The following is a 24741-nucleotide window of genomic DNA, read 5'->3' on the forward strand; positions in this document are numbered from 1 at the left end:
AAAAATGGGTAAATATGTTCCGTTAAAATTTTTATTTAATGAAGAATTAGCCGAAAAAATAGCTGATTCTATTTGTAAACACGATCCTTGTTTCTCTAAAAGCATCTTTGTAGATTCTGTAGCTTGTAAAGTTGAAAATTTAGAGTTAAAACAGCGTATTGAAGTAATTGCAGATGAATTACACAATGCTTTACAAAAAGATTTTAATGCCGCAATACATATATTACTGAAAACATTAGGACCAGAAAATACAACCGAAGTAGGCACATTTACAAATGGATATATGTACATGCCTGTTGCAAAATACGTTGAAAAATATGGGCTTAACGATTTTAAAATCTCGTTTAATGCAATGTATGAAATAACGAAAAGGAATACTGCTGAATATGCCATTCGGCCCTTTCTTGAAACATACCATGAAGATACACTAAACATATTACAACAGTGGATTCATGACGAAAACAGCCACATTAGGAGATTAGTTTCTGAAGGTACAAGACCAAGGCTTCCTTGGGCTAAAAAAATAGGAGCTCTAAAAGGTGATTTTCAGTACAATTTACAACTTCTTGAACCATTAATGAATGACCCTTCTAAATATGTTCAAAAATCTGTAGCCAATCATATTAACGATATTACGAAAGAAGATAAAGAACTCGTTTTTCAGTGGTTACAGCAATTACGTGATAAACAGCATCCTATTAATCCTTGGATTATAAAACATGGGTTAAGAACAGTTATTAAAAATGGTAATTTACCAAAAGATTTTTGTTTTTGAGTATATTAAACAAAAACGCTATCTTTTCCTATGATTCTAGAAAAAGAATAGCGTTTTTTTACTCGTCCAGTATTTAGTAGGTATAACTTTTTATATTTCAAAAGACTTTTCTCTCTAAAAATATTTTTCATACAAATTTTCACATTCTAAAAAATCTATAAATTTCTTATAATGTGTCACTGTTCTTTCTAAAGCAATCATTAAAACAAAAATAAAATAAATTGCTTGGATTCCATTCATATAATTAAAGAGTGATTCAAATATATATACAATACTTGCAATCATAGAACAAAACCATAAATAAAACTTCATTTTCAGCTTTTTAATTTTTTGCTTAGTTGTCTTACAATACTGGCCATGAACTCTTATAAACAAATAAATTGCTGTATGTAAAATAATAATTGAAAATTGAAAACTTCGATTGTCCTCCGAACTAAATTCAGAAAAATCTATTTCTAATGAATGTAATACTATCCAAATAGAAAATAAAGATAGCAGAAATACATATAAAAAACCAATTAATAATTCAAAAATAAAGAGCCAAGGTTTATTTATGATTGAGTAAAATGGATTTAGATATTTTATGGTTAATAAAAATTTTCTCACTAAATCAGTAATAATAATTGATGTATTAGTTATATTCATATAGAAAAGTAATGTTATTGGAACTAATAACATTATAGTGATGCCCCAAACAGTAATCTTAATGCCTGATAAAAAGAAAACAGCTCCATAAATTATAACTGAAAAAATAAAAGTTGATACTGGAACAAACATTAAAAATGTAAAAGTTCTTATTAAGATTAAATCCCCTAAAAAATCTTTTATTATGGAAACGTGTATTTTTTCCTCCTTGTATTTTTTCACAGTATCAACTATATCTTTCTCAGATAAAAGAAAACACTTCAATCTATTAAACATAAAAAAACCCCTTTATATTAAAAAGATTAAAATATATACCAAACTGTTATTAAAATTTCATAAAAATAATTGTAAATCTTGTATAAGCATTTTTTTCACTTTCAACTGTAATTAAGGCGTGATGTGCCTCTATAATAGCTTTGACAAGTGCCAATCCAATTCCGGTCGATCCGTGCTTTTTAGAACTACTTGATTTATAGAATCGTTCAAAAATATGGGGTAATTCTTCAGCTGAAATTCCCTCTCCAAAGTCTTGGATTACTAGTTCTGTATAGATTGGAGAATTTTTGGCCTGAATCATTATTTTACCACCGGGTTTAGAATGTTCGATTGCATTCTTCAACAGGTTTAACAAAGCTTCCTGCATCCATAATTTGTCGTGAATAACGACTATTTCTCTTGGTGCATTCCAATCAATCAAAATATTTTTATCACTTATCATGCTTTGCAAGCGATTTAGTACTTCCTCAGTCGTATCTACTAAATTCCCTGGCTCTTTATCAAACGAAATCGCTTTTGCATCAATTTTTGCTACTTTTAACAAATTCTGAATTAAGATATTCATTCTAGAAATCTGAATATCATTATTTTGTAGTAATTGAGCTTGTTGCTCTCGGGATAGTTTCTCATTTAACAACATTTCATTATAGATAGAAATAGTTGAAAGCGGCGTTTTTAACTGATGAGATATATCCTGCAACATTTCTCCTAAAAACCGTTTCTCTTCAAGCAAATCATGCATATTTTTTCTAATGATATCCCTCATTGAACGAAATGAAATCGCCAGTTTCGCGAAATCCCCCTCTTTATTTTCATTGATGACAACCGAGTAATCTCCCTCGATTATCTTTTTTGCAGCTCTAGTAAGCTGGCTAATCTTATTGAAAATAATTTTTTGTTGCATGTAGTTTGCAACAAAAAGTAAAAATCCAAAAGCAATCAATCCCCACATCATAAATTGATTGTGATTAATAATTAGATTATTTAAGTGAGGAAAAAATTTTGAATCCAAGTCTTCATATAATCCATATTGCTTTAGGATCTCTGTCCCTTTTTCCTGATATTTACTTGAGTGAGACGAATGACTTGATAAGACTTTCATAATTTCCGCTTCATTTTCTGGATTCTGCTCTACCAACCTAGCTGTAATTTCCCCCCATGTTGCAATAGAGTCTCTTTTCAAATGATCATAAAATAATTGTTGAATAATAAATTGGTAAATCACAAATATAGATAAAAGGACGGCTAGTATCGTCATATAGCTTTTTAACTCGGTATTTTTCATTATCTTGCTCACCCAATCACGTCCTTGCTCCAACGATAACCATATCCTCTTTCGGTAACGATAAACTGTGGTTTTTGAGGATTGTCTTCAACTTTAGCTCTTAAACGCTTTATGTATACAGATAACGTGTTTTCATCAAAAAAAGCATTTTCTCCTTCTGTTATTTGTTGTAGGAGTTCATCTCTTTTTAATGCTTTGTGAGAATTCTTCATGAAATTCAATAGCAGCTTGTATTCTAAATTCGTCAATGTAATACTTTCACAATTTTTATAAACCTTGACTAGGTTCGTATCGATTCTTATATTCTCAGATCTTAAAATTTGAGATGGCGTTTCTAGCGACGCTTGTTTACGCAATTGTACTTTCACTCTGGCCATGAGTTCCCTAACCCGAAAAGGTTTGGTTATATAATCATCACCGCCTATATCCAGCCCCATTACCACATTTGCTTCTTCATCTAGTGCAGTTAAGAAAATAATAATCGAATTCTCGTTTTTCTTTTTAAAATACAAACATAAGTCATAACCATTACCATCTGGTAGGCCGATATCAAGGATGGACAAATCAAATGTATTGTGAACAAACTGGTGTTTAGCTTCTTTTACACTGGACGCTCTAATCACCTCATAACCTTCATTTCTCAATGAAAATTCGATGGCTATGCCAAGAGCTTCATCATCTTCAACTAGTAATATTTTTTTATTCAAGTATGCCCTCTCCTTTTTTCCCCTAGCTTATACTCCAATTACAATAGCCTGGCTATAATCTAGCCAGGCTTATAATATTATTGTTCTCTAATATTATCAATAATATTATCTTGTTGAATTTTTTTCAATGGATTTAAGACTGATAAATAACTAATTATTAAAGCTGAAACAAACGTAATGATACAAGCCTCATAGGGAATCGTCCATGTCATTTTCAACATATCAGATATAGCTAAATATATAATATAAGACAATATACAGCCAAAAAAGATTCCTTGTAAACTTCCAGAAAAACCGTAAATCAAAGCTTCATAGGTAATCATTTTTTTCAAATCCTTTTGTGACATACCAATGGATTTCAAAGCGGCCAATTCTTTTCGTCTAGTCATGATACTTATAGTTATAGTATTGAGGATATTAACGCTACTAATTAAAGAAATGACTGTGATGAAACCATATGCAAGCACTTGTAAAGTAAGTTTTTCTTCTTTTTTTGTTTTATTTTCTTGATAATTATTTACGATTGTAATGGTATAGCTTTTTCCAATCGTGTTTTCTATTTCCTTTACTGTCGCAGAAGATTGAGTTACATCCTTTAATTTAGTTTCAAAGCTATTCTCCTGTTTTTCGTATACTTTAGATATATTTTCAAGTGATTTCAATTGATGCAAAACTTGTTCACTTTCAGCTAAATGATCTGGATTATTATCCACTATCTTAATTGTAATATCCGATTTAACAGATAACTTATCAAAAGATTTAGATGCAAATGCAACACTCATTAAATACGAGAAAGTAATAAATAACACACTACTTATAATAATTGATAAGATTGTAATGGTATAGCGATTTTTATTTCGGTTAACATTTTTCATAGCCATGCTCAAAGGAATAGATAAAGGTTTTTTCACCATGGAATTCTTTTGTTTTTTGATTTGTTCCTTTTTAATTGACAACCTGCTACTAATTGCCAACAAAGGGGAGATTTTCCCTGCAAAATAAGCTGGGTACAAACTTGACGCTATTACAGAAAGCAAGGTAATAATCGAACTGATTATTAAAATATTCCAATCAACATAAAATATCGAGACCGCTTTACTATTTTCCATTAAAAGTGAAAAAGTGAACTGCAGAGAGGCAAGTGCTATTAGGCTACATATAATTCCAATTGGTATAGCGATAACAGCCAGAAAAGTAGCTTCTCTCAGAACGATTTGTCTAATTTGCTTTCGTGTTGCACCAATGCTTCTCAACAAGCCAAACTGCCTCGTTCGTTCTACGACACTGATTTGAAAAGCGTTGTAAATCACAACAATTGTCGCTATCACAACAATGCTGATTGTAATAATTAGCGTAGCCATAATCGAATTATTGTAACCTGGTTTCTCTAATTGAATTAATTCATTACTTATATTAATATTATTTTCTCCGGAAATGGCCTTGAGTCCCTCTAAAACCTCATTAAAGTTTGCTTTTGAGCTAATTCCAACTAATATTTTTCCTTCACCAGCGCTAAACTTACTCTTATAGGTTAGTAACCGTCCCACCTTATTTTCCTGTGTATATGTACTATCACTTAGAAAACCAACCAATTTGTATTTTTTTTCATTTAATTCGAATAAATCACCTATTTGAATATTTTCTTTTATATAAGGTAATACCCAGGGATCAACAGCAACTTCTTGATCATTAGATGGCAATCTGCCCTTAATAATACTGTATTTTAAAAATTCCAAGGCGTTATCATCAGCAAAATTCATTTGTACAGCAGCCTCTCCAACTTGGACTGTTTCTCCCTGTGACATTAAACCAAATGATTCAATTTGCGGGTTATATTTAATTTTTTTCAATATCGATTCATCGTAATTTAATACAACGGCATGAAAAGAATACCCTTGCCTCTTTTTCGTATTCTCGATTTGAGAAATCTGAGTACCGTTCATAAATAGGCCGATTGTAGAAATTAACGATACAGAGAGTACGATTCCTATCAAAGTTAAAATTGTTCGTTTCTTATTTCCCTTTAAGTATCTCCTGCTTAATTGTTTATAATTACCAATCAAGATTAGTTTCCTCCCGTCTTAGGCTTATTCGTGGATAGCCACTGATCGGAAATGATTTGGCCATCTTCAATTGTAATAATACGGTCAGAAGTTGATGCAATTTTTAAATCGTGAGTAATCAATACAATAGTTTGATTATATTTTTTTGCTGTCAATCTTAATAAATCCATGACTTCTTTTGTATTTTGAGTATCCAGATTTCCTGTAGGTTCATCAGCTAAGATTAAATGTGGGCGATTTATAAGTGCCCTCCCAATCGAAACCCGTTGTTGCTGACCTCCTGATAATTCAGATGGTAAATGATTTCGTCTTTCATGAAGTCCCAGAATTTCAATAATTTCGTCCATATAAGGATTATCTACAGGTTCATTATCTAGTAAAGTGGGTAAAGCTATATTCTCTTGTACATTCAATACAGGAATTAAATTAAAGAACTGAAATATAAAACCAACTTTTCTTCTTCTAAATATCGAAAGTTCATTATCTGAATAATTATAAATATTGTTCTCTCCAATAAATACTTGTCCTGAACTCGGACGGTCCAACCCTCCCAAAATATGTAACAATGTACTTTTACCTGAGCCAGAAGCTCCTACGATTGATACAAATTCCCCTTGCTGTATAGAAAGATTTATGCCCTTCAAAGCATCTACCCTACTATTTCCTTCACCATAACTTTTGACTACATTTTCTATTCTTACGATTTCCATTTATATCACCTTCTTATCATTTTAAGTTAGTCTTGTACCTCTACAAAGTTTATTTTATACTGATTATTCGATGAGACCTTATCAATCTGTTGTAAAACTTTATCTACTTCTTGTTTGTTTTTATAATCAAAATCACGTTTTTTAAATTGAATTAATTTCATTATTGACTCTGATTCAGAAATTGCATTATAGTCTTGGTCTTTTAGAATAACAAGGTTCATTGGGGCATACCCAATCCAAATTTGCTGTTTAACATACTGGGCAGATACCATCTTACCGTTCAAATTCAAATGGTTATTTTCAAAATTATCAACCATAGAATCCTTAGCCGCATAAGAAAATAATAGATTCTGATCACTAGATACTTTATTTTCATCTTTCACCCTCTCAGAAATAATAGATGCTAAATTTGGATCTTTTCTAGCTCTTAGAAGTCCCTTATTAAATAATTTTACCGCGGTAGAACTATTAATAACTGCATATTCTGTAGTGTTGATTTCAAATTCTTCATTTGTATCATTTTGTTTCTTATCTTCTTCTGATAATGGACTCCTTTTTGTTGTTGTGACGTACTTTACCTTATAGTCTATTGATTGTTTAGTGTCATCTTTAAACTCTTGTTTAACTTTTTCTACGTCAGTTGCAGTACCACTAACTAGAATCCCATCGACTGGTTGTCCTGGACCTTGCACATAACGTTTTACTCCTAATCCTATTCCTATAAAAATAGCAATAACAACCGTATAACTTATAATTTTTTTCATTAGAATACTCCTTTAGTAAATGATTTATATCTGGATTATAGATGAGTTTTTTTCATAAGTTAATGACTTCTATCTAACTATGTGACTTCTAATCTTACAATTTTGTAAGATTAGTATTCCTCATGCTCAACAAGCTAAATTTATATAATAATAATCTTATACGTTATTATTCTCTTTTTTTATTGAAACGGGTCGAATCACAGGCAATAACCCGACCTATAATGATTAATGTTACAGATAATAACTTAAGGCCCGTCTTATATATAATCTAAATCTTTAAAATAAACAAAGGATATTACTCCTAATACAGCACCAACTACCCCCAGCATCAAACCCTTATACTTTTGTATAAACATCTTATTCCTCTTTTCGTACAAATAAATTATTCCATATATAACAATACTAAATTATGGAATGTTTCAAAGAATTAAAACGTTTTTATATTCAGTTTATATGTCTACTTCTTTACTTATCCCATAGATAAGTAAATCCAAAGGGATACAAAAACGTCACTTCTTTTATAAACAGTACGACTTTATTGTTACTTAATAGTAGTGAGAAATATCACATATCTCATAAAAGGGCTGGGCGGAAATTTAAGTTTACTAAATACCTTTTCTAAAGTTTGAGTGCAACCTTTTTCTGTACACTCCATCCAATCTTTCATCAAACAACTACCTTATCCCATAATTTCAAAGGATTCCCACTCGATTATCCCGAATATATAAATTACTATTCTCACAAGGAGCGAATTTATATGAATCTATTCGAACACGAAATGTAAAACCGTTCCCCTTTCATAAGAGGTCCTCCTTTTTTCTTTTCTCACCATATCATTTACTTACAAAATAGGAGGATACAATTATGAAACGTGATCCATTATTTTTAACTTTATTAGAAAGTGCAAATACACATTTTAGCGGTTGGGATTTTTCTTTCATTTCAGAAACGGGTCGAATGAAGAGCGAGCCTTTATCGTGGTCGTACGGCAGTACTGCTTTCCAACTTATGCAACGCGCTAAATCAATGCTAGATATGGGAACTGGCGGCGGAGAGTTTTTATCTATGTTACAACCGTTCCCGTCAACTATTTATGCTACTGAGGGCTACGCTCCAAACGTGCCAATTGCTCGAAAGAAATTAGAGCCTTTAGGGGTTACTGTTGTAGAGGTGAACGATGATACTGCATTGCCATTTCAAGATGGTCAGTTTAATCTAATCCTAAACCAACATGAATCATATGCTGCTTCTGAAGTAAAAAGAATCCTTTCTCAAAATGGGATTTTCCTTACACAACAAGTTGGTGGTCTCGATTGTGTGGAACTTAATGAGCAATTTAACGCACCGCTAAATAACGAATTTGCAAGTTGTTCACTTGAAGCAGCATGTAGTGAGTTAGAGGAAACTGGATTTACTATTTTAGAAGCAAAGGAAGAATTCCCTTTCCAACGCTTTTATGATATTGGCGCTATCGTCTACTATTTAAAAGCGATTCCGTGGCAAATTCCTGATTTTACTGTCGAAAGGTATTATGAGGAGTTATATCGTATACATGAAATTATCTTACAAAAAGGATATTTTGATGTGAAGCAACATCGATTTATGATTAAGGCGATTCACAGCTAACAAAAAGGAGGCGGCAAAGCCACCTCTTTTTTGTTCCGTTTACGTATGTTCTCTACGCTTTCACCATAAGAAAAGTTATATCATACATATTACAATTCTGACCAATAAATTGTATTTCTGAAACATATAATCACTTCGTATATATAATGAGAACAAAACGTGATTTTTCACTATCCTCTTCTATTGAGAAATGAGTTGTTTTTCATATCGCTTGTTCGCATCATCTTCTGTCAAACATGCAGTTGTGTAATTAATAATATTCCGGTTATCGTACGTGAATATATGTTTTAACTTATTTTCTTCTGTTATTACTGTCGGTAAGTATTTTGGTAAGTTGCTAACTACACCTCTATTATCACCATCTAATATCCAATCAATTTCTTTCCATTCTAATAATCCTTCAGCCGTACGTAATGGTGTATTCATTTGCATTCCATCTGGAAAATCAGCAACGAACACATACATTCCTTCACTAGCCTGAGGCTCATCTTTACCTTTAAAAACAACAGTCCCTTTATACGTTACACTTGAAAGTTCTATACCCGTTTCCTCAAACGTTTCTCTAATTATTCCTTCGTATGGCGTTTCATTCTCTTCTATTTTTCCTCCAACACCATTCCACATCCCCATATTCGGCTTTTTATTTCTATTTAATAGCAGTATTTTATCGCTTTTTCTAATAAAACAAATTGTGTATTTGTACATACGATCATTTCCTTTCATTTTCCACATGAGTTATTTGGCTTATTTTCAAGTAAAAACACTCGCCTTACAATTCCTTACTACATAATATATAGTACAACTTTCATGCGTAAACACTTTACGTCAAACGAGAGAATCCTTTTTAGAAAGGAGAATTTAAAATCGATAATATAAGCAATGAATTTCTAAACCAATATTACAACAGCCTCGTGTGGTTAAACGATACACACTGGTTCGGGGTTCCAATCTGTAAACTTCCCTCTGATCTCTTTTTGTATCAAGAAATTATTTATGAATTAAAGCCCGATTTAATTATTGAATGCGGGACTTTTCACGGTGGTAGTGCACTGTATTTAGCTTCTATGTTAGATTTAATTGGAAAAGGTCACGTACTTACTATCGATATAACTCCGCAGCCAAATCGGCCATCACATAATCGGATTACGTATTTAACAGCATCTTCTGTTTCTGTGCAGGCCATCCAAACAATTGTAAGCATGCGCAAACCTGATGATGTGGTTTTAGTTATTTTAGATTCTGATCATAGTAAAGAACATGTTTCCAAAGAACTATTACTATATAAATCTATCGTCACTACTGGCAGTTATATGATTGTAGAAGATACCTCCATTAATGGAAATCCGCTTCTTCCCGATTGGGGTCCTGGCCCGATGGAAGCTGTGGATGAGTTTTTAACTAAAAATAATAACTTCATAATCGACGAGTCTAAACATAAATTTTTCATATCATTTAATCCAAAAGGTTTTTTAAAGAAAATAAAGTGAAACTTTAATAAGTGGGGTTTTGCTCATCCCCCACTTATTCTATCATTTTCATTTTTGAAAAAGGATAATATACAAATTCCACCTTGCCTATTATGTTATCTTCTTCAATATATCCTAAGCCATTTCGACTATCTCTACTTACTTCGCGGTTATCTCCCATTACAAATAACTTATTTGGCGGAATTTTTGTCTTTTGAAAATTATAAAACACTTGTGTGTTGTTAAATAAATCTTTGTTTGTATATGGTTCTTCTTGCTTTTTATCGTTCACATATACCTTTCCGTTCGTTATGTTAATTACATCACCAGGAAGCCCTATTACACGTTTCACATAATATTTCGATTCATCCTCTTCTTTTATAATGACAATTTCTCCGTGTTGTAAATTAGAAAGACGTACTACCGCTTTATTTACAAATACGTAGTCTTCTTCATATAAAGTCGGCTGCATCGATTCCCCTTCCACCTTACATAAAGTAAAAGAATGGTAGCCTATGACTATCACCAATATAAATAGTATGTACTTTCCCCAGCCTCTCTTAATCTCCTTTTTCATATCCATTCCCACCTTATAAAGCGCTTTTTAACTCAAAAAATATATCACTGCACAATATGTTTCCATGCAGTGATACTATTTTTACTGTCCCTTGTTCGGTTGTTCTACTGGAATTGAATTTGCATTTGATCTATTTGTTTTTAATTCAAAATACGCATCCAAAATCTCTTTACCAATCGCAGAATTAATTCCTGATTTATCATCATTCACCCATGGTACAACAACTGAAAAAGCTACTTCCGGATCAGCATCATATGGTGCATAACCGGCAAGAGTTAAATTATAACATTTTTTTCGGTTGTTGTTCTCATCTCTTCCAATATCACTTTCTCCACCATATACTGTCTCAGCTGTTCCTGTTTTTCCCGCTGGTTTATATGGTAGACCTTTAAACGTTCCGGTACCTGTTCCGTCAGCTTCTTGAAAAACTCTTCTAAATCCTTCTTTTACATGATTAATGTACGAAGTGTCCATATCCACTCTATTTAATACAACTGGTTCAATCGACCGAACGACTTTTCCTACATCCTCTGGTCTATTCGGTTGCTCTCTAACTTCTTGTACAATTTGTGGTTTCATTCGGTAACCGCCATTTGCAATTGTGGAAATATATTGTGCAAGCTGAAGCGGCGTATATGTATCATACTGTCCAATCGCGTAATCAAGTAAAAATCCGGGTATGTTATCAGTTCTACCTACTTGACCAATTGATTCATTTGGCAGGTCAATACCAGTCGACACACCTAGGCCAAATTGTCTAAAATAGTAGCGCATTTTATTAAATGTTTCTTGTTTAATGTCTAATGGATTGTTTGGGACATAATTAATGCCTGCCATTTTTAAAGCCGTATTAAACATATAAACGTTCGATGACACTTGCAAAGCTCTTAAATCATCAATATCCCCAAATTCTTTCCACGATTTCTTCGGCTTAGAACTTCCTTTAAAATACATTGGCGCATCAAAGAAATGTGTATACGGCTTAATCGCTTCTGTTTGATATCCAGTTAATAAAGTAGCCCCTTTTACAGTTGACCCTAACTCATAAGAACTTGTCATCGTTCCTAATGCATAATCTTCTATTTGCATACCGCCATCTTTATTTACAATTTTCTTTCCTGCCATTGATAAAATTTGACCGTTTTTCGGATTCATCATTACTACGAACGCACGATCCATCATCGGCTCTGCAGCATGAAAGGCTCGTAAATTCTTTTCAAGGCTGCCCTCTACTCTTTTCTGTAAATCCATATCGACTGTTAACATCAAGTTATTTCCACTTTTTCCTTCAGTCACTTTTTCTGTTCGAACAATCTTCCCTGCTTTATCCATAATATTTTTAGACTGTTCCTTCGTTCCATGTAGTGCATCTTCATATTGTTTTTCAATGTAACTTTTACCAATACGGTCGTTTCGATTATAATCACGAACTAAATAATAATCTAATTGTTCTCTTGGCAATCCTTCATTTTCATTAGAAACGCTACCTAGTATAGAGCGCAGTATTTTATCATTTGGGTATTCACGTTCCCAATCTACTGTCGTATCTACCCCTGGTAAGCTTGCCAACCTTTCACTAACGACAGCATATTCATTTTGACTTACATCTTTTTTAACGATTTGCGGCGTCATTTTATATCCCGCATTCATTTTGCTTTTAATTACTAATACTTCTATATCTTCCTTTGAAAGCTCATTTAATTCTTCTTGTGTAATTCTTTCCCGGCGCAGTTCTTCTACTTTTTTATCTAACTCTTTTCCTTCTATTTCTTGCTTTCTAAATTTACTCTCATCTTCTTTCGTTACTTTCGCTGCTGCCCGCTTTTCATTTAACTGCATCCAAAAATCTTTCTTATCTGTCTCTGTTAACTTATCCATGTCCTCTTGCGACATTTCAATTAGCTTAGCTAAATCTCTTGCTACTTGTAAAACTTCTTTCGAGTCTACTCCTCTCATTTTCGTATATGTAACGGTTCGCAATGGTTTATTATTTACAATAACGTGACCTTGTCGATCAAACATTTTCCCTCTAGGAACGGGAGTACTTACCGTTACATCTTCCTTTTTGTTTACTTCATTTCTATACGTTTCTCCATCAATGATTTGTACTTTACCTAATTGAATTATAATAGCTGAAAATAAAAGAAAGACAATAAAAAATAGTACATTTAACCGAAATGGAATATGAGTCTTTTTCTTTTTCGATTGTTTTTTCTGCTCCTTTTTCTGTCTCATTTCGCTCCCTCGCTTCATTCTATTAACATTTCTACGCAAAATCATTATGTATCAAATTTATTTATATGATATATATAGAATTTTATATTAATTATAAAAGAAATAAAAGATTTAATTTTCAGTTTTTTGTTTTTACATCCTATTTATTACCATTCCCTTAATGCACAATAACATGAATATTATTCTAAAAGAAAAATGGGGCAAATTGATTTTTATACCATTAGTTTACATTTCTTTGTATACTAAAGAAATAAATTCATAAAAGACATTTCTTAAGGAGAGAACGGAAATGACAGATTCGTTTATCATACATACTCATACACCACATTGTTTAAACTTTATGATCTACATTCAAAATATTTATCTCAATCAAAAAGGAAAAAAAGAAAATTTTCGTTTTCCTTACATAACAAAAACATTACATTTCTCCACTGACTTTAAAACAAATTTCAAAGAATTATGGCTGACTCTTCGTAAACAAACTGCTAACGACAGATATGATTTACAAATTTTTCACGAGGAGAATCATATATTTTATAAGAAGCTTTTTGACGCTAATTTATGTGATGAGGAATCATTTAAAGAATTAATATGTAGTTTTAAAGTATGGTGGACTAGCATAGCAGGTCAGCTTTCAATAGAATATTCCGTAAGTAATTATAGTGAACAACTTTATAATGACTTAGTTCTATACTTAAAGCAAAACGAAATAAATCCTTTACAACAGCTACATATTAGCTTACTTTATGACGATTGTGTATTCGCTAAAGATAATATTACTTCTTACTCTGCTATTTTACCTACGAAACAATTTTTTATAAATTATAGAGATGTTGTTACTACATTATCAAAATGTTTTCATATGGCTTAAAACAGTGATTACTCAAATAAAAAACTGAGGCAGATACCTCAGTTTTTTCGATAACTTATTTCATTGAAGATAACCCTTCAACAAACTCACCAATCTTATTTTGAAAAACAAAATCAAAGTTATATTCCTGTCCTGTTAACTCTTCATTTACTAAAATAGTTGTTGCTCCTACTTCCCTCTTTGCGATTTCCGGGAATGAAGCGACAGGTTGTACTTTTAATGACGTTCCCATAACGAGAAGTACACCTGTTTCATATAAACGTTTCATCGCATTTTGATATTGCGGCAGTGTATCTCCGTATAAAACAACATCTGGATTTAAAATAAAATTACACTTCTCACAACGCGGTACTTCATGATCAATCATATACTGTAAATCATAGCCTGATTTACATTTTGGACAATGTGCTGTTTGAAGTGTTCCATGTAAATCAATGACATGCTTACTGCCACCTAATTGATGTAAACCGTCAATATTTTGCGTTAAAATCGTAATATCTTTCCCTTGTTCTTCTAGCTCAGCTAAAAAGCGATGGCCACGATTTGGTTTATATTGATGGAACGTATTAATTTGAAAGATTTCTTTATAATGCTTCCAAAATTCTTTCGGACTTCGGTTATAGTACCCTCTTGATAAGTACATCTCCACATTCGCATCAGCATACAATCCATTTGCTGAACGAAAATCTGGAATACCACTTTCCGTACTTGCACCAGCGCCTGTTAATACTGTAATTTTCTTCGCTTTTTCTAAAATTGAACGTACTTCTTCAAATTGTTGCACAAAAATCACCTCTATGTATTTTCCTATTCTTATTATACCAGTTGTTTACAGGAGGTGTTGTACAATTCATTTTACTTAATGCGTTGCGCCCCCAACCTCTACAATATCTACCTTAACTGTCGTCGTTACTTCGATTGCCAATTCTATCCCCTTACGAATAGTAGAAAGTGACATACTCGGTTGCCCTGGATAATTACTCGCTTGTTCTGGTAAAAACGGAATATGAATGAATCCGCCTTTTATTTTCTTATCATGTTTCTCTAGTTCATGCATAAGTCCATAGAATAAGTGATTACAAACGAATGTGCCTGCCGTCTGTGAAACAGATGACGGTATACCCTCTTCGCGAAGTTTTTTTACGATTGCTTTCATCGGAAGTGTAGAACAATACGCAATCGCTCCTTCTTCTACAACCGGTACATCTACCGGCTGATTCCCTTCATTGTCAGCGATTCTTGCATCATCAATATTAATTGCGATACGTTCTATCGTAATATCTGGTCTGCCCCCAGCTTGTCCAATGCATATAATAATTTCCGGCGCTAGTTCTTCTATATACTCTTTTAATACGCTTATTGATTTATGAAATACAGTTGGTACTTGTTTGCTTATTATCTTGTATTCTCCAATTGTTTTTTCATGCAAACCTTTTGCTACTTCCCAAGCTGGATTGATATTTTCTCCGCCGAACGGATCAAACCCTGTTAATAATACTGTTTTCATAGTTTTATCCTCCTAATTAGAAACGATATACTAGGCCGTACATAATAAACATATTTATGATAAAAATTGAAAGAGCAATTGGTACTTGCGCTTTAATAACCGCATTTTTATCCTTTAGCTCTAAAAGCATCGCAGGTACGATATTAAAGTTTGCTGCCATTGGAGTAAGCAGCGTTCCGCAATATCCAGCAAACATACCGAGTGCTGCCATAATTGCTGGGTTTCCGCCGTGCATTTGAACTATTAAAGGTAAGCCAATTCCGCCAGTAATAACAGCAAACGCTGCGAATGCATTTCCCATTACGACTGTAAATAGCATCATGCCTAAACAGTACGCCATAACGGCAACGAACGGATACTCTGTCGGTAGCACTTGTCCGACTAAGTCTGAAACAACTTGTCCAACGCCAGACTTCGCGAATATACCGCCAAGTGCTGCTAACATTTGTGGTAAAATTACAGCCCAGCCAACAGCTTGTAATAGTCTGCTTCCTTCTTGTACAGGTGTTGTTATTTTTGATTTTGTAATACGCATCGCCGCAACAAATGCGAGTAATGCACCAAGCGCTAGTGCAACTAATGTTACTTTATCTGGATCAACAAGAGAGACATTTCCCCATTTAATTTTCCCTAAGGTCAACGTACCGATAATTGTAAAAATAGGAATTAATAGTGCAGGCATAAAAATTTTATTTTTTAATTTCTCAGCATGTTTCACACGTTCTTGTACTGGAACTTCTTTTTCCTCTGATTTTGTTACTTTATTTAGCGAGGCTAAAACGACCATAGCGAGCACGATACAGCCAACGTAAAACGAAGGAATTACATTTCCAAATAAAAATGTAACTGCAAACAATGCCCAAAATAAACTAGAACCGAATCTGTTTGGATGTTTACAATCGAATGCGATACGAACAGCGATAAAAGCAACGATTATCCCTAATACATAATAGATTGTATCCATTGTGATGATGTTCATATTAGATTGCCTCCTTCTCTTCTTTTCCTTCTGCCTTCATTGTTTTCTCTATATATTTATCAAACCTTCTAAATCTAATCCAGCTTACAATAAGTGCAGATATTGCTGTCGGAATGCCCCAAAGTGCCATATCCCATACTCCGACATGCATACCTACTGAATCGAAGAATCCTTTCATTAATAAAATAGCTCCAGTTGCGATGAAAATATCTTCTCCGAAAAACCAAGCTGTATTTTCAGCAGCTGCTGCGTTTGCTTTAATCTTTTCTCTTAATTTTTCAGGAAGTTTACCGTATTTACCTTGCGCGGCCCCTTCTGCCATCGGTGCAACGAGCGGCCTTACTGTTTGCGCATGCCCACCAATATTAAGCCCTAGTGCTGCTGATGATTCTCTTATCGTAAAATATGACATTAATACTCTTCCAGTTGTTGCTCCTTTTGATTTCGTTATAAGTGCTTCTGCTCTTTCTTTTAAACCGTAACGCTCTAAAATTCCGATTACCGGTAAAGTTAATATAATTGGCATAGACATATATCTATTTTCTATGAAAAATTTACCGAACATGCTGATCACATCATAAAAACTTAATCCTGAAACCATACCAGTAACAATACCTGCAACCATAACTACTAAAAGTGTATTTAATCTAAATAAAAAGCCCACTGCAACAAGTAGTATTCCGATTAATTTAATCATCCCAGCACTTCCCCCTATTTTTTATTTCGGTGCACAAATAGAAATATCATTAAGTTTGAATGTTCTGTATATTCTTTTTGCAAATTGCACTGCTTTTTCCCCATCACCGTGTAAACAAATTGTTTGCGCCTGAACTGCTACTTTCTCTCCATTGACCGCATTTACATGGCCTTCTTTCACCATTTGAAGTACTTGCTTTATCGCTTCGTCTTCATCTTTTATAAGCGCATTTTCTTCTGTACGGCTCGTTAATGTACCATCTTGCTTATATGTACGATCCGCAAAAGCCTCTTGTACAAGAGTTACTTTGTATTTTTCTGCAGCCTGTATAAACGCCTCGCTATTTGCTAATCCATAAAGTAATAGACTTGGATTTATATGATAAATTGCCTTTGCAATTGCATCTGCAATTTCCGGATTAGACGCCGCCATATTATATAAGGCACCGTGCGGCTTTACATGCTGCATTTTCCCGCCTGCCGCTTTCACAAATGCGTCTAATGCGCCTGTTTGATATAGAACATAATCGTATACTTCACTTGCTGAAACATTCATGTTTCTTCTACCAAATCCAATTAAATCAGGAAATCCAGGATGCGCCCCTATTGCTACGTTATGCTCCAAAGCTTTTTCAACAGTTTGACGCATAATAGACGGATCACCCGCATGAAAACCGCAAGCAACGTTTATAGAGGAAACGAACGGAAGAATCTCATCATCATTCCCCATTTTATAAGCGCCAAAACTTTCTCCTAAATCACAGTTTAAATCGATTGTAGTCATAATGTATTCCTCCTAATTTCAGCTTCGTAAAGCGATGAATTTCTTTAATAAATTCATATTTACTTCTTGTTCTATGTACAATTGTTCCGCTTCTTCAAGCGTAATTTTCTCAAAAGAAACATAGTCCCCCGGCTTTAGCTGGGCAAGAAGAGGTAAATCTACTGAAATGATATTTCCCATTCTCGGATAGCCACCTGTCGTTTGCCTATCTGCCATTAATATAATCGGCTGTCCACCATTAGGAACTTGAATGGTTCCAAATGTAACAGGACTCGATAAAATCTCTTTTTCTTCATTCCTATTTAAAACCTCTCCCTCAACCCTATAGCCCATACGGTCAGCATAATTAGATACCTTATACTCTTTCGTAAAAAATGCCTTTCTACTTTCTTCTGTAAATTGATCGTATTCAAAGTCAGTTATGACACGAAGCTTTGGATTTTTCTTATACTTTGGTAGTACGCTGTTGCTAATTGCCCATTTCGTTTTTATTCTCGCATCTTTTTGTAAGTCTAGAATGAAACGACTCGCCATTTCTGGTTGTGCACCAATTTGGAAGTAGTCACCCTTTTTCAGCATTCTTCCTTCTATACCACCAATCGCAGCACGTATGTACGTACTTTTGCTTCCCATTGTACGCTCAATATGTATACCACCCGCAAAAGTTACATACGCTCTGCAACCACTTTTCACTTTTCCAAAACAAAGCATACTACCTTCTTCCGCTAAAATGGGACGCCATAACGGGATACGTTCTCCATTCAATAACGGTTCCATATCTGCTCCGCCAATCGCAAGTAAAGTCGTTTTCTTTATTAACAATTTAGGTCCCATAATCGTCATTTCGAGTCCCGCTTCATTCTCTTCATTACCAACTAACATATTGATCATCCGAAGTGCACTTTGATCCATCACCCCGCCAACTGGCACACCGTATTGTTGATAATGAGATCGCCCTAAATCTTGGACTGTTGTAAACATTCCCGCATGCAAAACCTCTACATCCATTTTTTAGCCCCCTCAAGCGATACGTACTCTTCCTTCGTTATTGGAATAAATCGTAAATACATACCACTTTGAATATATGTTGGTATTTCTTCTTCCGGATTAAATAATGAAATAGGAGTTCGGCCGATAATATTCCATCCTCCTGGTGTTTCAAGCGGATATATACCTGTTTGATTTCCGCCAATACCTACTGAACCAGGAGAGATTTGTAACCGTGGTGTTTCTTTTCTAGGTGTTTCTAATTCTTTTGAAAGTCCTCCTAAATACGGGAACCCTGGTGTAAAACCTAGCATATATACAAAATATGTAGTTTCACTATGTATTCGAATCACATCTTCTACTTGTAAACCGTGATAATGCGCGACTTCTTCTAAATCAGGTCCATATTCTCCCCCGTAGCACACTGGTATAGAAATATGTTTCACATCCTGTTTTACTTCTTCTTTATAAGAATCACACAGCTCCTTTATATACTGGCGAACGTAATCATGTGACCTTTCACTTCTCTCATTTCCCTTCCATACTTCGTATACATTGTAGTAAACAGCTAATGAAGTAAACGACGGAACGCACTCTATCATTCCTGCAAACGGATGTTGCTGCAGTGCTTGAAATAACCGCTGTACTTTCTCATATATATCCCTCTTAATTTCTTCACCAAATGTAACAATAATTGCTTGATCCCCTAACGCAGAAAATTTCATCCTACTCCCTCTTTCTATGCCAAAAAGCCGAGTTCTTTCGAAATGCGATGCGCTGTTTCTTTCACCTTCGCAATAAAATATGAAATGTTACTTTCGTTGTACTCAATTGCTAATCCCGAAATACTAATGCCTGCTACAACCGTTCCATCGCTCGCGAAAATGGGTGCTGCTATCGCGGCTGTATGATTTTCTAACTCAGAATAACTAATGGTGTAGCCTTCCTTTTTTGCCATTTGCAACACTTCTAACAATTGTTTCTTATCCACGATTGTTCCATCTGCAAACTGTTTTAAATCCACTTCCTCTATGTATCTCCGTTTCTCTTCCTCAGAGAAATACGATAGTAAAATTCTTGGACATGCGCCAGCATAAAGCGGTGCTCTTCTTCCAACCGCCGTATACACGCGTACCGGCTGAACACCTTCCATTTTTTCAACATAAATTGCGTCATTTCCATCCTGAATTATTAAATTAACTGCCTGTCCTAAACTATCTCTAAGTTCTTTCATATAAGGAATTGCTATATTTCTTACTGATAATCGGTGTGAAACAAGTTGACCGAACCGTAAAAATACGACCCCTAAACGATATTTCCCCTTTTCGTTTTTTTGTAAAAACTCCATCTCTTCCAACGAACCAATTAAACGATAAACAGATGTTTTCGGCATATTTGTAAGCTGAACCATCTCAGTTAAACTTAGCTCTTCATGCTCATAAAACAACTCTAAAATATCCATTGTCTTAACTGCCGTTTTATTTATACTCATTCTATCTCCCTTTCGTTCCGAATTACGGAACTTAAATTCCGTTTTTCGAAACAAACATATAATTTAAAATTATAAAATATTCTTTCAATTCAATCAATAGATTTTAAGCAAATAAAAAAGTATGGAAGAATATCTCTCCCATACTTCACCACACTTTATAACGCTCTTACTTGTTCCAACGGCCAGAAAACAGCTTGTCCTTTTCCGACAATTTCATCTTCTGAAATAAAGCCAAACATGCGACCATCCTTAGAAACTTCACGATTATCCCCTAAAACAAATACTTGGCCTTCTGGCACTTTCGTTTTCCCAGTGATTTGTTCTAACGTAAAGTCTGGAGTTAATACACGGCCTACTGCTTTTTCTTTAAACTGTTTTAAATATGGTTCTTCCATCGCTTTTCCGTTTACATATAAAACATCATTTTTATACTCAACTGTATCGCCTGGCAAACCAATTACTCGTTTTACTAAATCGTATCCTTCTTTCCCGTGGAAGACGATAATATCAAAGCGATCTAATCCACTTATACTATAACCAATCTTATTCACGAGAACTCTTTCGTTATTTTTTAAAGTGGGCATCATTGATTCACCTTGTACTAAAGAAGGTGTAAATAAAACACCGCGAATAATAGCAATTAATACAAGGGTAAAACCTATCGTTTTAGCCCAAGAGAATAATTCTTTCTTCGTATTTTCCTTCATCGTTTCTCCTCTTTCTTAAGCACTTATTTTATTATTTCAACTAATTCTTGTACTAAATTAGGATCTATTTCAGAAAAACATGATTTTCCTTCTCTTACCGCTGTACCGACATGCGCCTGCGTGATTCCAGTTTCATCTAGCAATCGCTTTATATTTTCTTTCGTCACGCCAGCTCCAGCTACAAGCTGAATTTGACCATCACTTACCTTTTGCATTTCTGTAAGCACCGGAATATTCTCTACTATATTTCCTTGTCCACCTGAAGTTAAAACGTGAGTCACTTTATGAAACTTCTTTAAAGTGCTCATCGCTTCTACTGGATTTTTTATATCATCTATCGCACGGTGGTACGTTACATTTATTCCATCTACAACAGATAGTAAATCCGCTAATTTCTCTTCATCCACTTCATTTCGTTCGTTTAATACGCCTAATACTACACCAGCTGCTCCTAACTTCTGTGCAACTATAATATCTTCTTTCATCATTTCAATTTCTTCTTCCGTATATGTAAAAGACTTCGCATGCGGACGAATCATAACATGAATTGGTATACTTACCACTTCTACCGCTTTTTTTATAAAAGCATAACTCGGTGTTAAACCACCTTCTGTATAAGATGAAATTAATTCAATCCGCTTCCCGCCAGCACTTTCAATTCGTTTTACATCTTCTAAACATGTTGCAATAACCTCTAGCATGAGATGACCTCTTTTCGTGCTTTTTTCTTATTATAACATTAGTAAAAATAAGAAGCCTAGCTTTCTCCTTTAAAACTTAAAAAAGAAGAATGAAAAGAAAGATTTTTTATTGGCAACGATTATTGGTAACATCCTATTATTCATGTACACTCCTACCATAATGAAAAAAGCCCTTCATTTTGACGGATTTTTCTAATTTCAAGCTTTTCTTTCCTCAGTTTTCAGATCAATGCCTAATTGATCTTCCAATAACTTTACACCTTTCTTTGTAAGATGGACAGCTCGGTTCTTATCCGTTTTCGTAATCCATCCCTGTTCAAAAAGCAGTTTTGCAATTGCAGACCCTAACCAACCAGAAATATGGTAACGCCGTTCACTCCAATCAAGGCAAGGTTTTGCAAATACCCTCCTTTTTGTATCTGCCTCATCAACATTTATTCCAAAATTCAGAAACCATTTCTTACCTTGTTCCGTTACAATGTATTCTCCATCCTCTAAAATTATAAATTGCCTATCTAGTAATTTTTCAGTTATCTCTACACCGAGTTTGCCTGCAAGATGATCATAACAAGTTCGAGCATAACGAATTTGTTTTAGTTGGCTTGATTGTTTTAAAGAGCGAACTTGAACTGTTGGTGCAATTGTCCCTAACTTTTCAAGCACTTCTGCAACTTCTTGATTAGCAAGTCGATAGTAACGATGTCTACCATGTTGTTCAACTGTAAGTAAATTCCCTTCTACTAATTTAGAAAGATGCGAACTAATTGTTGGATGTGACACTTTTGCCATATAAGCCAATTCACTAGCAGGTAGTGCCTGATTATTCATTAGACAATCTAAGATGATTGCTCTTGTAGGTTCAGCAATTAGTTTAGCTATATATGAGATATTCGGATATACATTCATATTTCGATGATACCCTAACTATTAAATTGATACAATTATTTTAAGTTTAATAGTAAAGGAGAATGTATTATGAATGCAATTGATCTTAGTATATTAAATTTAAAAGAAACGAGAAGGCGCTCAGAAAAATTATGGAATTCTCTTCCCGATAATTTTCTTAATTGGAAGCCTGATCCTGAGGCTATGTCCTTTGGTGAAATGATTCGTCACGTATGGAGCTCAACTTTTTACTATCATATGATTATAAAAAACAACGGTTCAATAAACGACATACGTACCCCGTATGATGACGAGCCAATTACTTGTGTAAAAAAAGAAATTGAATTGGCACAATCACACTTTACTGACTTCATAGAATATGTTCAATCAATAAGCATAGCCGAGCTAGATTCAAGACTTATTGATCGAAGCGATGTTGGCTATCAACGATATTTAGGTGATATGCTATTACGAATTGCCTATCATGATGCGGTCCATGCGGGTCAATTTTTACAATATTTGCGAATGGTTAACTTGGAAAGACCTTTAATTTGGGATTAAATACGAAAAATGTTTATACAGCCTCCAAACTGGCATTACAATAAGAATTTTTCAACAAGAAACAATCACAACACCATGATAATCATTTATATTAAAAACCTACATCTCCATTAAGTACTTCATACACATAAAAAGCACGGGTTTGATTACTAATCAAACCCGTGCTTTCAAAACAACTATAATATCCATAAACAATAAAATGTAAACTTCAAAAATCACGACCGAAACGCCGCATCCGCCAGCATAGACAATGTTGCATCATCCATCGGTGGATTGTGTAATCCTGCTCTGACGTTTAAATAGTAACGATGGAGCGGATTTTTTTCTGATAAACTTTTTGCTCCTACGATGCGCATCGATTTATCCACTATAGATATCGCCGCATTTGTTACAGCATATTTCACAGCTGCTAATTCTGCTTGCAGTGATAGTTTATCTTCTGCCTCATCGTACTTTTTCGCAATTTGATATAAAAAGACACGAGCTTGCATAAGCTCAAGTTCTAACTCTCCAACTAATTTTCTAACATTCGGCAATAAACTAATAGAATGATTTAAACTATTTGGCTTGTATGATTCCGCAAATTGAACTGCATAATTTCTTGCTGATTGTGCAATTCCTAAATAACATGCTGGTATATGTAGCAACCAGCCAATACCCTTTTGTTTCACTTTCCCGCCTTTTACATCCGTAAAAAAGCGGTTGTCTATCTCTACATTTTGTAAGACAAGGTCGTGGCTAGCAGTCCCTCGCATTGCAACGCTATCCCACGTTTCTTCAATAGATACACCGAGTGTATTTCTTGGAATAACAAACTCACCAACTTCTTCACGGCCTTCCATACTTGCTGAAATAATAAAATAATCAAGTGCTGGCGCCATCGTTGTAAAAGTTTTTCTTCCATTTATAACCCACTTCTCGCCTTGTTGAACCGCTATTGTTTCTGGTTTGCCGCCACGCGTCGGACTCCCTGTTTTCGGTTCTGTTGCTGCCCTGTTAAAGAGCGCACCATTACGTACTTCTTCGCAAAACCATTTGAACATCTCATCATTCCAAGAGCGATTTTCCGCTAGCTCCTTCACAATGCCAAGATGCCAGCCAATCGATAATGCAGTAGCTCCACAGCCTTCCGCGATTTTCTCTTGAAATAAAACGAAGTCATATAAAGAAATGGCACTACCACCAAATTCCTTCGGTAACGTTAATTTCGTATATCCGATATCTTTCAAATCATTTATATTTTCATACGGAAATGATCCTAATTCACTTAGCTGATGCTCCCTTTCCATGAACTTCGGAATCAATTTATTTATTTTCTCAATAATTAAAGACTGTTCTTCTGTTTCAACAAATGAGAGTGCCATACTATAATCTCCTTTATCCCGCTATTTACGGGCAGTAAAACTCCCACCTAAAAATTCAGGTGAAGCAAAGGAAGTTAG

At 34.2% G+C, this 24741-nt stretch carries 26 protein-coding genes; 5 read left to right on the top strand and 21 right to left on the bottom strand.

Features of this window, described 5'->3' with window-relative positions; genetic code table 11:
• Positions 1-4 precede the first annotated feature (4 nt).
• Positions 5-775: a DNA alkylation repair protein gene (locus ACTL4X_RS15130; RefSeq protein ID WP_000521693.1), complete on the top strand. Its 771-nt coding sequence runs from the start codon at positions 5-7 to the stop codon at positions 773-775.
• A 114-nt stretch (positions 776-889) separates the two neighbouring features.
• On the opposite strand, the gene ACTL4X_RS15135 is transcribed toward ACTL4X_RS15130, so the two are convergent.
• From ACTL4X_RS15135 to ACTL4X_RS15160, 6 genes are all read right to left on the bottom strand, one after another.
• Positions 890-1696 carry a hypothetical protein gene (locus tag ACTL4X_RS15135; protein WP_033695853.1) on the bottom strand — a complete coding sequence of 269 codons (807 nt, stop codon included), beginning with the start codon at positions 1694-1696 and terminating at the stop codon, positions 890-892.
• Positions 1697-1745: 49 nt separating this feature from the next.
• Positions 1746-2981 carry a HAMP domain-containing sensor histidine kinase gene (locus tag ACTL4X_RS15140; protein WP_000798887.1) on the bottom strand — a complete coding sequence of 412 codons (1236 nt, stop codon included), beginning with the start codon at positions 2979-2981 and terminating at the stop codon, positions 1746-1748.
• Positions 2982-2989: 8 nt separating this feature from the next.
• Entirely contained in the window at positions 2990-3688 is a 699-nt protein-coding gene (locus ACTL4X_RS15145; protein ID WP_001035093.1) for a response regulator transcription factor, read from the bottom strand.
• A gap of 77 nt (positions 3689-3765) precedes the next feature.
• Positions 3766-5751: an ABC transporter permease gene (locus tag ACTL4X_RS15150; protein WP_048538269.1), complete on the bottom strand. Its 1986-nt coding sequence runs from the start codon at positions 5749-5751 to the stop codon at positions 3766-3768.
• A 2-nt stretch (positions 5752-5753) separates the two neighbouring features.
• Entirely contained in the window at positions 5754-6461 is a 708-nt protein-coding gene (locus ACTL4X_RS15155; RefSeq protein WP_000407086.1) for an ABC transporter ATP-binding protein, read from the bottom strand.
• A 26-nt stretch (positions 6462-6487) separates the two neighbouring features.
• Positions 6488-7225, bottom strand: coding sequence for a lipoprotein BA_5634 family protein (locus ACTL4X_RS15160; RefSeq protein WP_086401659.1), 738 nt, complete (start codon positions 7223-7225; stop codon positions 6488-6490).
• 864 nt (positions 7226-8089) lie between these two features.
• On the opposite strand from ACTL4X_RS15160, the gene ACTL4X_RS15165 reads away from it, so the two are divergent.
• The gene (locus tag ACTL4X_RS15165; protein ID WP_151639921.1) at positions 8090-8851 is read left to right on the top strand and encodes a class I SAM-dependent methyltransferase; all 762 of its coding nucleotides are present in this window, start codon (positions 8090-8092) and stop codon (positions 8849-8851) included.
• A 180-nt stretch (positions 8852-9031) separates the two neighbouring features.
• On the opposite strand, the gene ACTL4X_RS15170 is transcribed toward ACTL4X_RS15165, so the two are convergent.
• The gene (locus ACTL4X_RS15170; protein WP_002182860.1) at positions 9032-9556 is read right to left on the bottom strand and encodes an NUDIX hydrolase; all 525 of its coding nucleotides are present in this window, start codon (positions 9554-9556) and stop codon (positions 9032-9034) included.
• A 158-nt stretch (positions 9557-9714) separates the two neighbouring features.
• On the opposite strand from ACTL4X_RS15170, the gene ACTL4X_RS15175 reads away from it, so the two are divergent.
• Positions 9715-10338: a cephalosporin hydroxylase family protein gene (locus ACTL4X_RS15175; RefSeq protein WP_265736937.1), complete on the top strand. Its 624-nt coding sequence runs from the start codon at positions 9715-9717 to the stop codon at positions 10336-10338.
• Positions 10339-10372: 34 nt separating this feature from the next.
• Here ACTL4X_RS15175 and lepB (ACTL4X_RS15180) read toward each other — a convergent pair whose 3' ends face one another.
• Positions 10373-10894 (bottom strand): signal peptidase I, encoded by a 522-nt coding sequence (gene lepB, locus ACTL4X_RS15180; RefSeq protein ID WP_002094069.1) that lies wholly within the window; start codon positions 10892-10894, stop codon positions 10373-10375.
• Positions 10895-10975: 81 nt separating this feature from the next.
• Positions 10976-13129, bottom strand: a complete 2154-nt coding sequence (locus ACTL4X_RS15185; RefSeq protein ID WP_151639920.1) for a peptidoglycan D,D-transpeptidase FtsI family protein — start codon at positions 13127-13129, stop codon at positions 10976-10978.
• Between the two features lie 289 nt (positions 13130-13418).
• Here ACTL4X_RS15185 and ACTL4X_RS15190 point away from each other — a divergent pair, with 289 nt between their 5' ends.
• Positions 13419-14000: a hypothetical protein gene (locus ACTL4X_RS15190; RefSeq protein ID WP_033695849.1), complete on the top strand. Its 582-nt coding sequence runs from the start codon at positions 13419-13421 to the stop codon at positions 13998-14000.
• Positions 14001-14055: 55 nt separating this feature from the next.
• Here the strand turns inward: ACTL4X_RS15190 and ACTL4X_RS15195 are convergent, their stop codons facing one another.
• From ACTL4X_RS15195 to ACTL4X_RS15245, 11 genes are all read right to left on the bottom strand, one after another.
• A complete protein-coding gene (locus tag ACTL4X_RS15195) occupies positions 14056-14793 on the bottom strand; it encodes an NAD-dependent protein deacylase (protein ID WP_074554685.1) in 738 nt (245 codons plus the stop codon).
• Positions 14794-14859: 66 nt separating this feature from the next.
• On the bottom strand, positions 14860-15507 hold the full coding sequence (pcp, locus tag ACTL4X_RS15200) for a pyroglutamyl-peptidase I (RefSeq protein WP_441394916.1): 648 nt from the start codon (positions 15505-15507) through the stop codon (positions 14860-14862).
• Between the two features lie 16 nt (positions 15508-15523).
• Positions 15524-16486 carry a DUF979 domain-containing protein gene (locus ACTL4X_RS15205; protein ID WP_001021642.1) on the bottom strand — a complete coding sequence of 321 codons (963 nt, stop codon included), beginning with the start codon at positions 16484-16486 and terminating at the stop codon, positions 15524-15526.
• Position 16487: 1 nt separating this feature from the next.
• Positions 16488-17183 carry a DUF969 domain-containing protein gene (locus tag ACTL4X_RS15210; RefSeq protein WP_000593392.1) on the bottom strand — a complete coding sequence of 232 codons (696 nt, stop codon included), beginning with the start codon at positions 17181-17183 and terminating at the stop codon, positions 16488-16490.
• 21 nt (positions 17184-17204) lie between these two features.
• Entirely contained in the window at positions 17205-17966 is a 762-nt protein-coding gene (gene pxpA, locus ACTL4X_RS15215; RefSeq protein WP_000207317.1) for a 5-oxoprolinase subunit PxpA, read from the bottom strand.
• An 18-nt stretch (positions 17967-17984) separates the two neighbouring features.
• The gene (locus ACTL4X_RS15220; RefSeq protein WP_441394917.1) at positions 17985-18974 is read right to left on the bottom strand and encodes a biotin-dependent carboxyltransferase family protein; all 990 of its coding nucleotides are present in this window, start codon (positions 18972-18974) and stop codon (positions 17985-17987) included.
• Complete coding sequence (gene pxpB, locus ACTL4X_RS15225; RefSeq protein ID WP_000672280.1) at positions 18965-19678, bottom strand: 5-oxoprolinase subunit PxpB; 714 nt, start codon at positions 19676-19678, stop codon at positions 18965-18967. The genes ACTL4X_RS15220 and pxpB overlap by 10 nt, the downstream gene beginning before the upstream one ends.
• 14 nt (positions 19679-19692) lie before the next feature.
• Complete coding sequence (locus ACTL4X_RS15230; protein ID WP_000026361.1) at positions 19693-20445, bottom strand: IclR family transcriptional regulator; 753 nt, start codon at positions 20443-20445, stop codon at positions 19693-19695.
• 155 nt (positions 20446-20600) lie between these two features.
• Positions 20601-21152, bottom strand: coding sequence for a signal peptidase I (gene lepB, locus ACTL4X_RS15235; RefSeq protein ID WP_000662501.1), 552 nt, complete (start codon positions 21150-21152; stop codon positions 20601-20603).
• 23 nt (positions 21153-21175) lie between these two features.
• Positions 21176-21853, bottom strand: a complete 678-nt coding sequence (locus ACTL4X_RS15240; protein WP_000895119.1) for a copper homeostasis protein CutC — start codon at positions 21851-21853, stop codon at positions 21176-21178.
• Between the two features lie 198 nt (positions 21854-22051).
• Positions 22052-22759: an ArsR/SmtB family transcription factor gene (locus ACTL4X_RS15245; protein ID WP_001103806.1), complete on the bottom strand. Its 708-nt coding sequence runs from the start codon at positions 22757-22759 to the stop codon at positions 22052-22054.
• A 69-nt stretch (positions 22760-22828) separates the two neighbouring features.
• On the opposite strand from ACTL4X_RS15245, the gene ACTL4X_RS15250 reads away from it, so the two are divergent.
• Positions 22829-23299 carry a DinB family protein gene (locus ACTL4X_RS15250; RefSeq protein WP_000991272.1) on the top strand — a complete coding sequence of 157 codons (471 nt, stop codon included), beginning with the start codon at positions 22829-22831 and terminating at the stop codon, positions 23297-23299.
• Positions 23300-23514: 215 nt separating this feature from the next.
• Here ACTL4X_RS15250 and ACTL4X_RS15255 read toward each other — a convergent pair whose 3' ends face one another.
• Complete coding sequence (locus tag ACTL4X_RS15255) at positions 23515-24663, bottom strand: acyl-CoA dehydrogenase family protein (RefSeq protein WP_078188064.1); 1149 nt, start codon at positions 24661-24663, stop codon at positions 23515-23517.
• Positions 24664-24741: the final 78 nt, after the last annotated feature.

Source organism: Bacillus sp. RE35 (genome assembly GCF_052146655.1).
GTDB classification, from domain to species: Bacteria; Bacillota; Bacilli; order Bacillales; family Bacillaceae_G; genus Bacillus_A; species Bacillus_A cereus.

Bases quoted from the DNA above. Each gene is read 5' to 3' on its own strand.
- ACTL4X_RS15185 (WP_151639920.1), bottom strand. From the start codon at position 13,129: ATGAGACAGAAAAAGGAGCAGAAAAAACAATCGAAAAAGAAAAAGACT.
- ACTL4X_RS15190 (WP_033695849.1), top strand. From the start codon at position 13,419: ATGACAGATTCGTTTATCATACATACTCATACACCACATTGTTTAAAC.
- ACTL4X_RS15170 (WP_002182860.1), bottom strand. From the start codon at position 9,556: ATGTACAAATACACAATTTGTTTTATTAGAAAAAGCGATAAAATACTG.
- ACTL4X_RS15255 (WP_078188064.1), bottom strand. From the start codon at position 24,663: ATGGCACTCTCATTTGTTGAAACAGAAGAACAGTCTTTAATTATTGAG.
- ACTL4X_RS15165 (WP_151639921.1), top strand. From the start codon at position 8,090: ATGAAACGTGATCCATTATTTTTAACTTTATTAGAAAGTGCAAATACA.
- ACTL4X_RS15220 (WP_441394917.1), bottom strand. From the start codon at position 18,974: ATGGATGTAGAGGTTTTGCATGCGGGAATGTTTACAACAGTCCAAGAT.
- pcp (WP_441394916.1), bottom strand. From the start codon at position 15,507: ATGAAAACAGTATTATTAACAGGGTTTGATCCGTTCGGCGGAGAAAAT.
- ACTL4X_RS15210 (WP_000593392.1), bottom strand. From the start codon at position 17,183: ATGATTAAATTAATCGGAATACTACTTGTTGCAGTGGGCTTTTTATTT.
- ACTL4X_RS15130 (WP_000521693.1), top strand. From the start codon at position 5: ATGGGTAAATATGTTCCGTTAAAATTTTTATTTAATGAAGAATTAGCC.
- ACTL4X_RS15205 (WP_001021642.1), bottom strand. From the start codon at position 16,486: ATGAACATCATCACAATGGATACAATCTATTATGTATTAGGGATAATC.
- lepB (WP_002094069.1), bottom strand. From the start codon at position 10,894: ATGAAAAAGGAGATTAAGAGAGGCTGGGGAAAGTACATACTATTTATA.
- ACTL4X_RS15135 (WP_033695853.1), bottom strand. From the start codon at position 1,696: ATGTTTAATAGATTGAAGTGTTTTCTTTTATCTGAGAAAGATATAGTT.
- pxpB (WP_000672280.1), bottom strand. From the start codon at position 19,678: ATGAAATTTTCTGCGTTAGGGGATCAAGCAATTATTGTTACATTTGGT.
- ACTL4X_RS15155 (WP_000407086.1), bottom strand. From the start codon at position 6,461: ATGGAAATCGTAAGAATAGAAAATGTAGTCAAAAGTTATGGTGAAGGA.
- ACTL4X_RS15245 (WP_001103806.1), bottom strand. From the start codon at position 22,759: ATGAATGTATATCCGAATATCTCATATATAGCTAAACTAATTGCTGAA.
- ACTL4X_RS15160 (WP_086401659.1), bottom strand. From the start codon at position 7,225: ATGAAAAAAATTATAAGTTATACGGTTGTTATTGCTATTTTTATAGGA.
- ACTL4X_RS15240 (WP_000895119.1), bottom strand. From the start codon at position 21,853: ATGCTAGAGGTTATTGCAACATGTTTAGAAGATGTAAAACGAATTGAA.
- ACTL4X_RS15140 (WP_000798887.1), bottom strand. From the start codon at position 2,981: ATGAAAAATACCGAGTTAAAAAGCTATATGACGATACTAGCCGTCCTT.
- ACTL4X_RS15250 (WP_000991272.1), top strand. From the start codon at position 22,829: ATGAATGCAATTGATCTTAGTATATTAAATTTAAAAGAAACGAGAAGG.
- ACTL4X_RS15230 (WP_000026361.1), bottom strand. From the start codon at position 20,445: ATGAGTATAAATAAAACGGCAGTTAAGACAATGGATATTTTAGAGTTG.
- pxpA (WP_000207317.1), bottom strand. From the start codon at position 17,966: ATGACTACAATCGATTTAAACTGTGATTTAGGAGAAAGTTTTGGCGCT.
- lepB (WP_000662501.1), bottom strand. From the start codon at position 21,152: ATGAAGGAAAATACGAAGAAAGAATTATTCTCTTGGGCTAAAACGATA.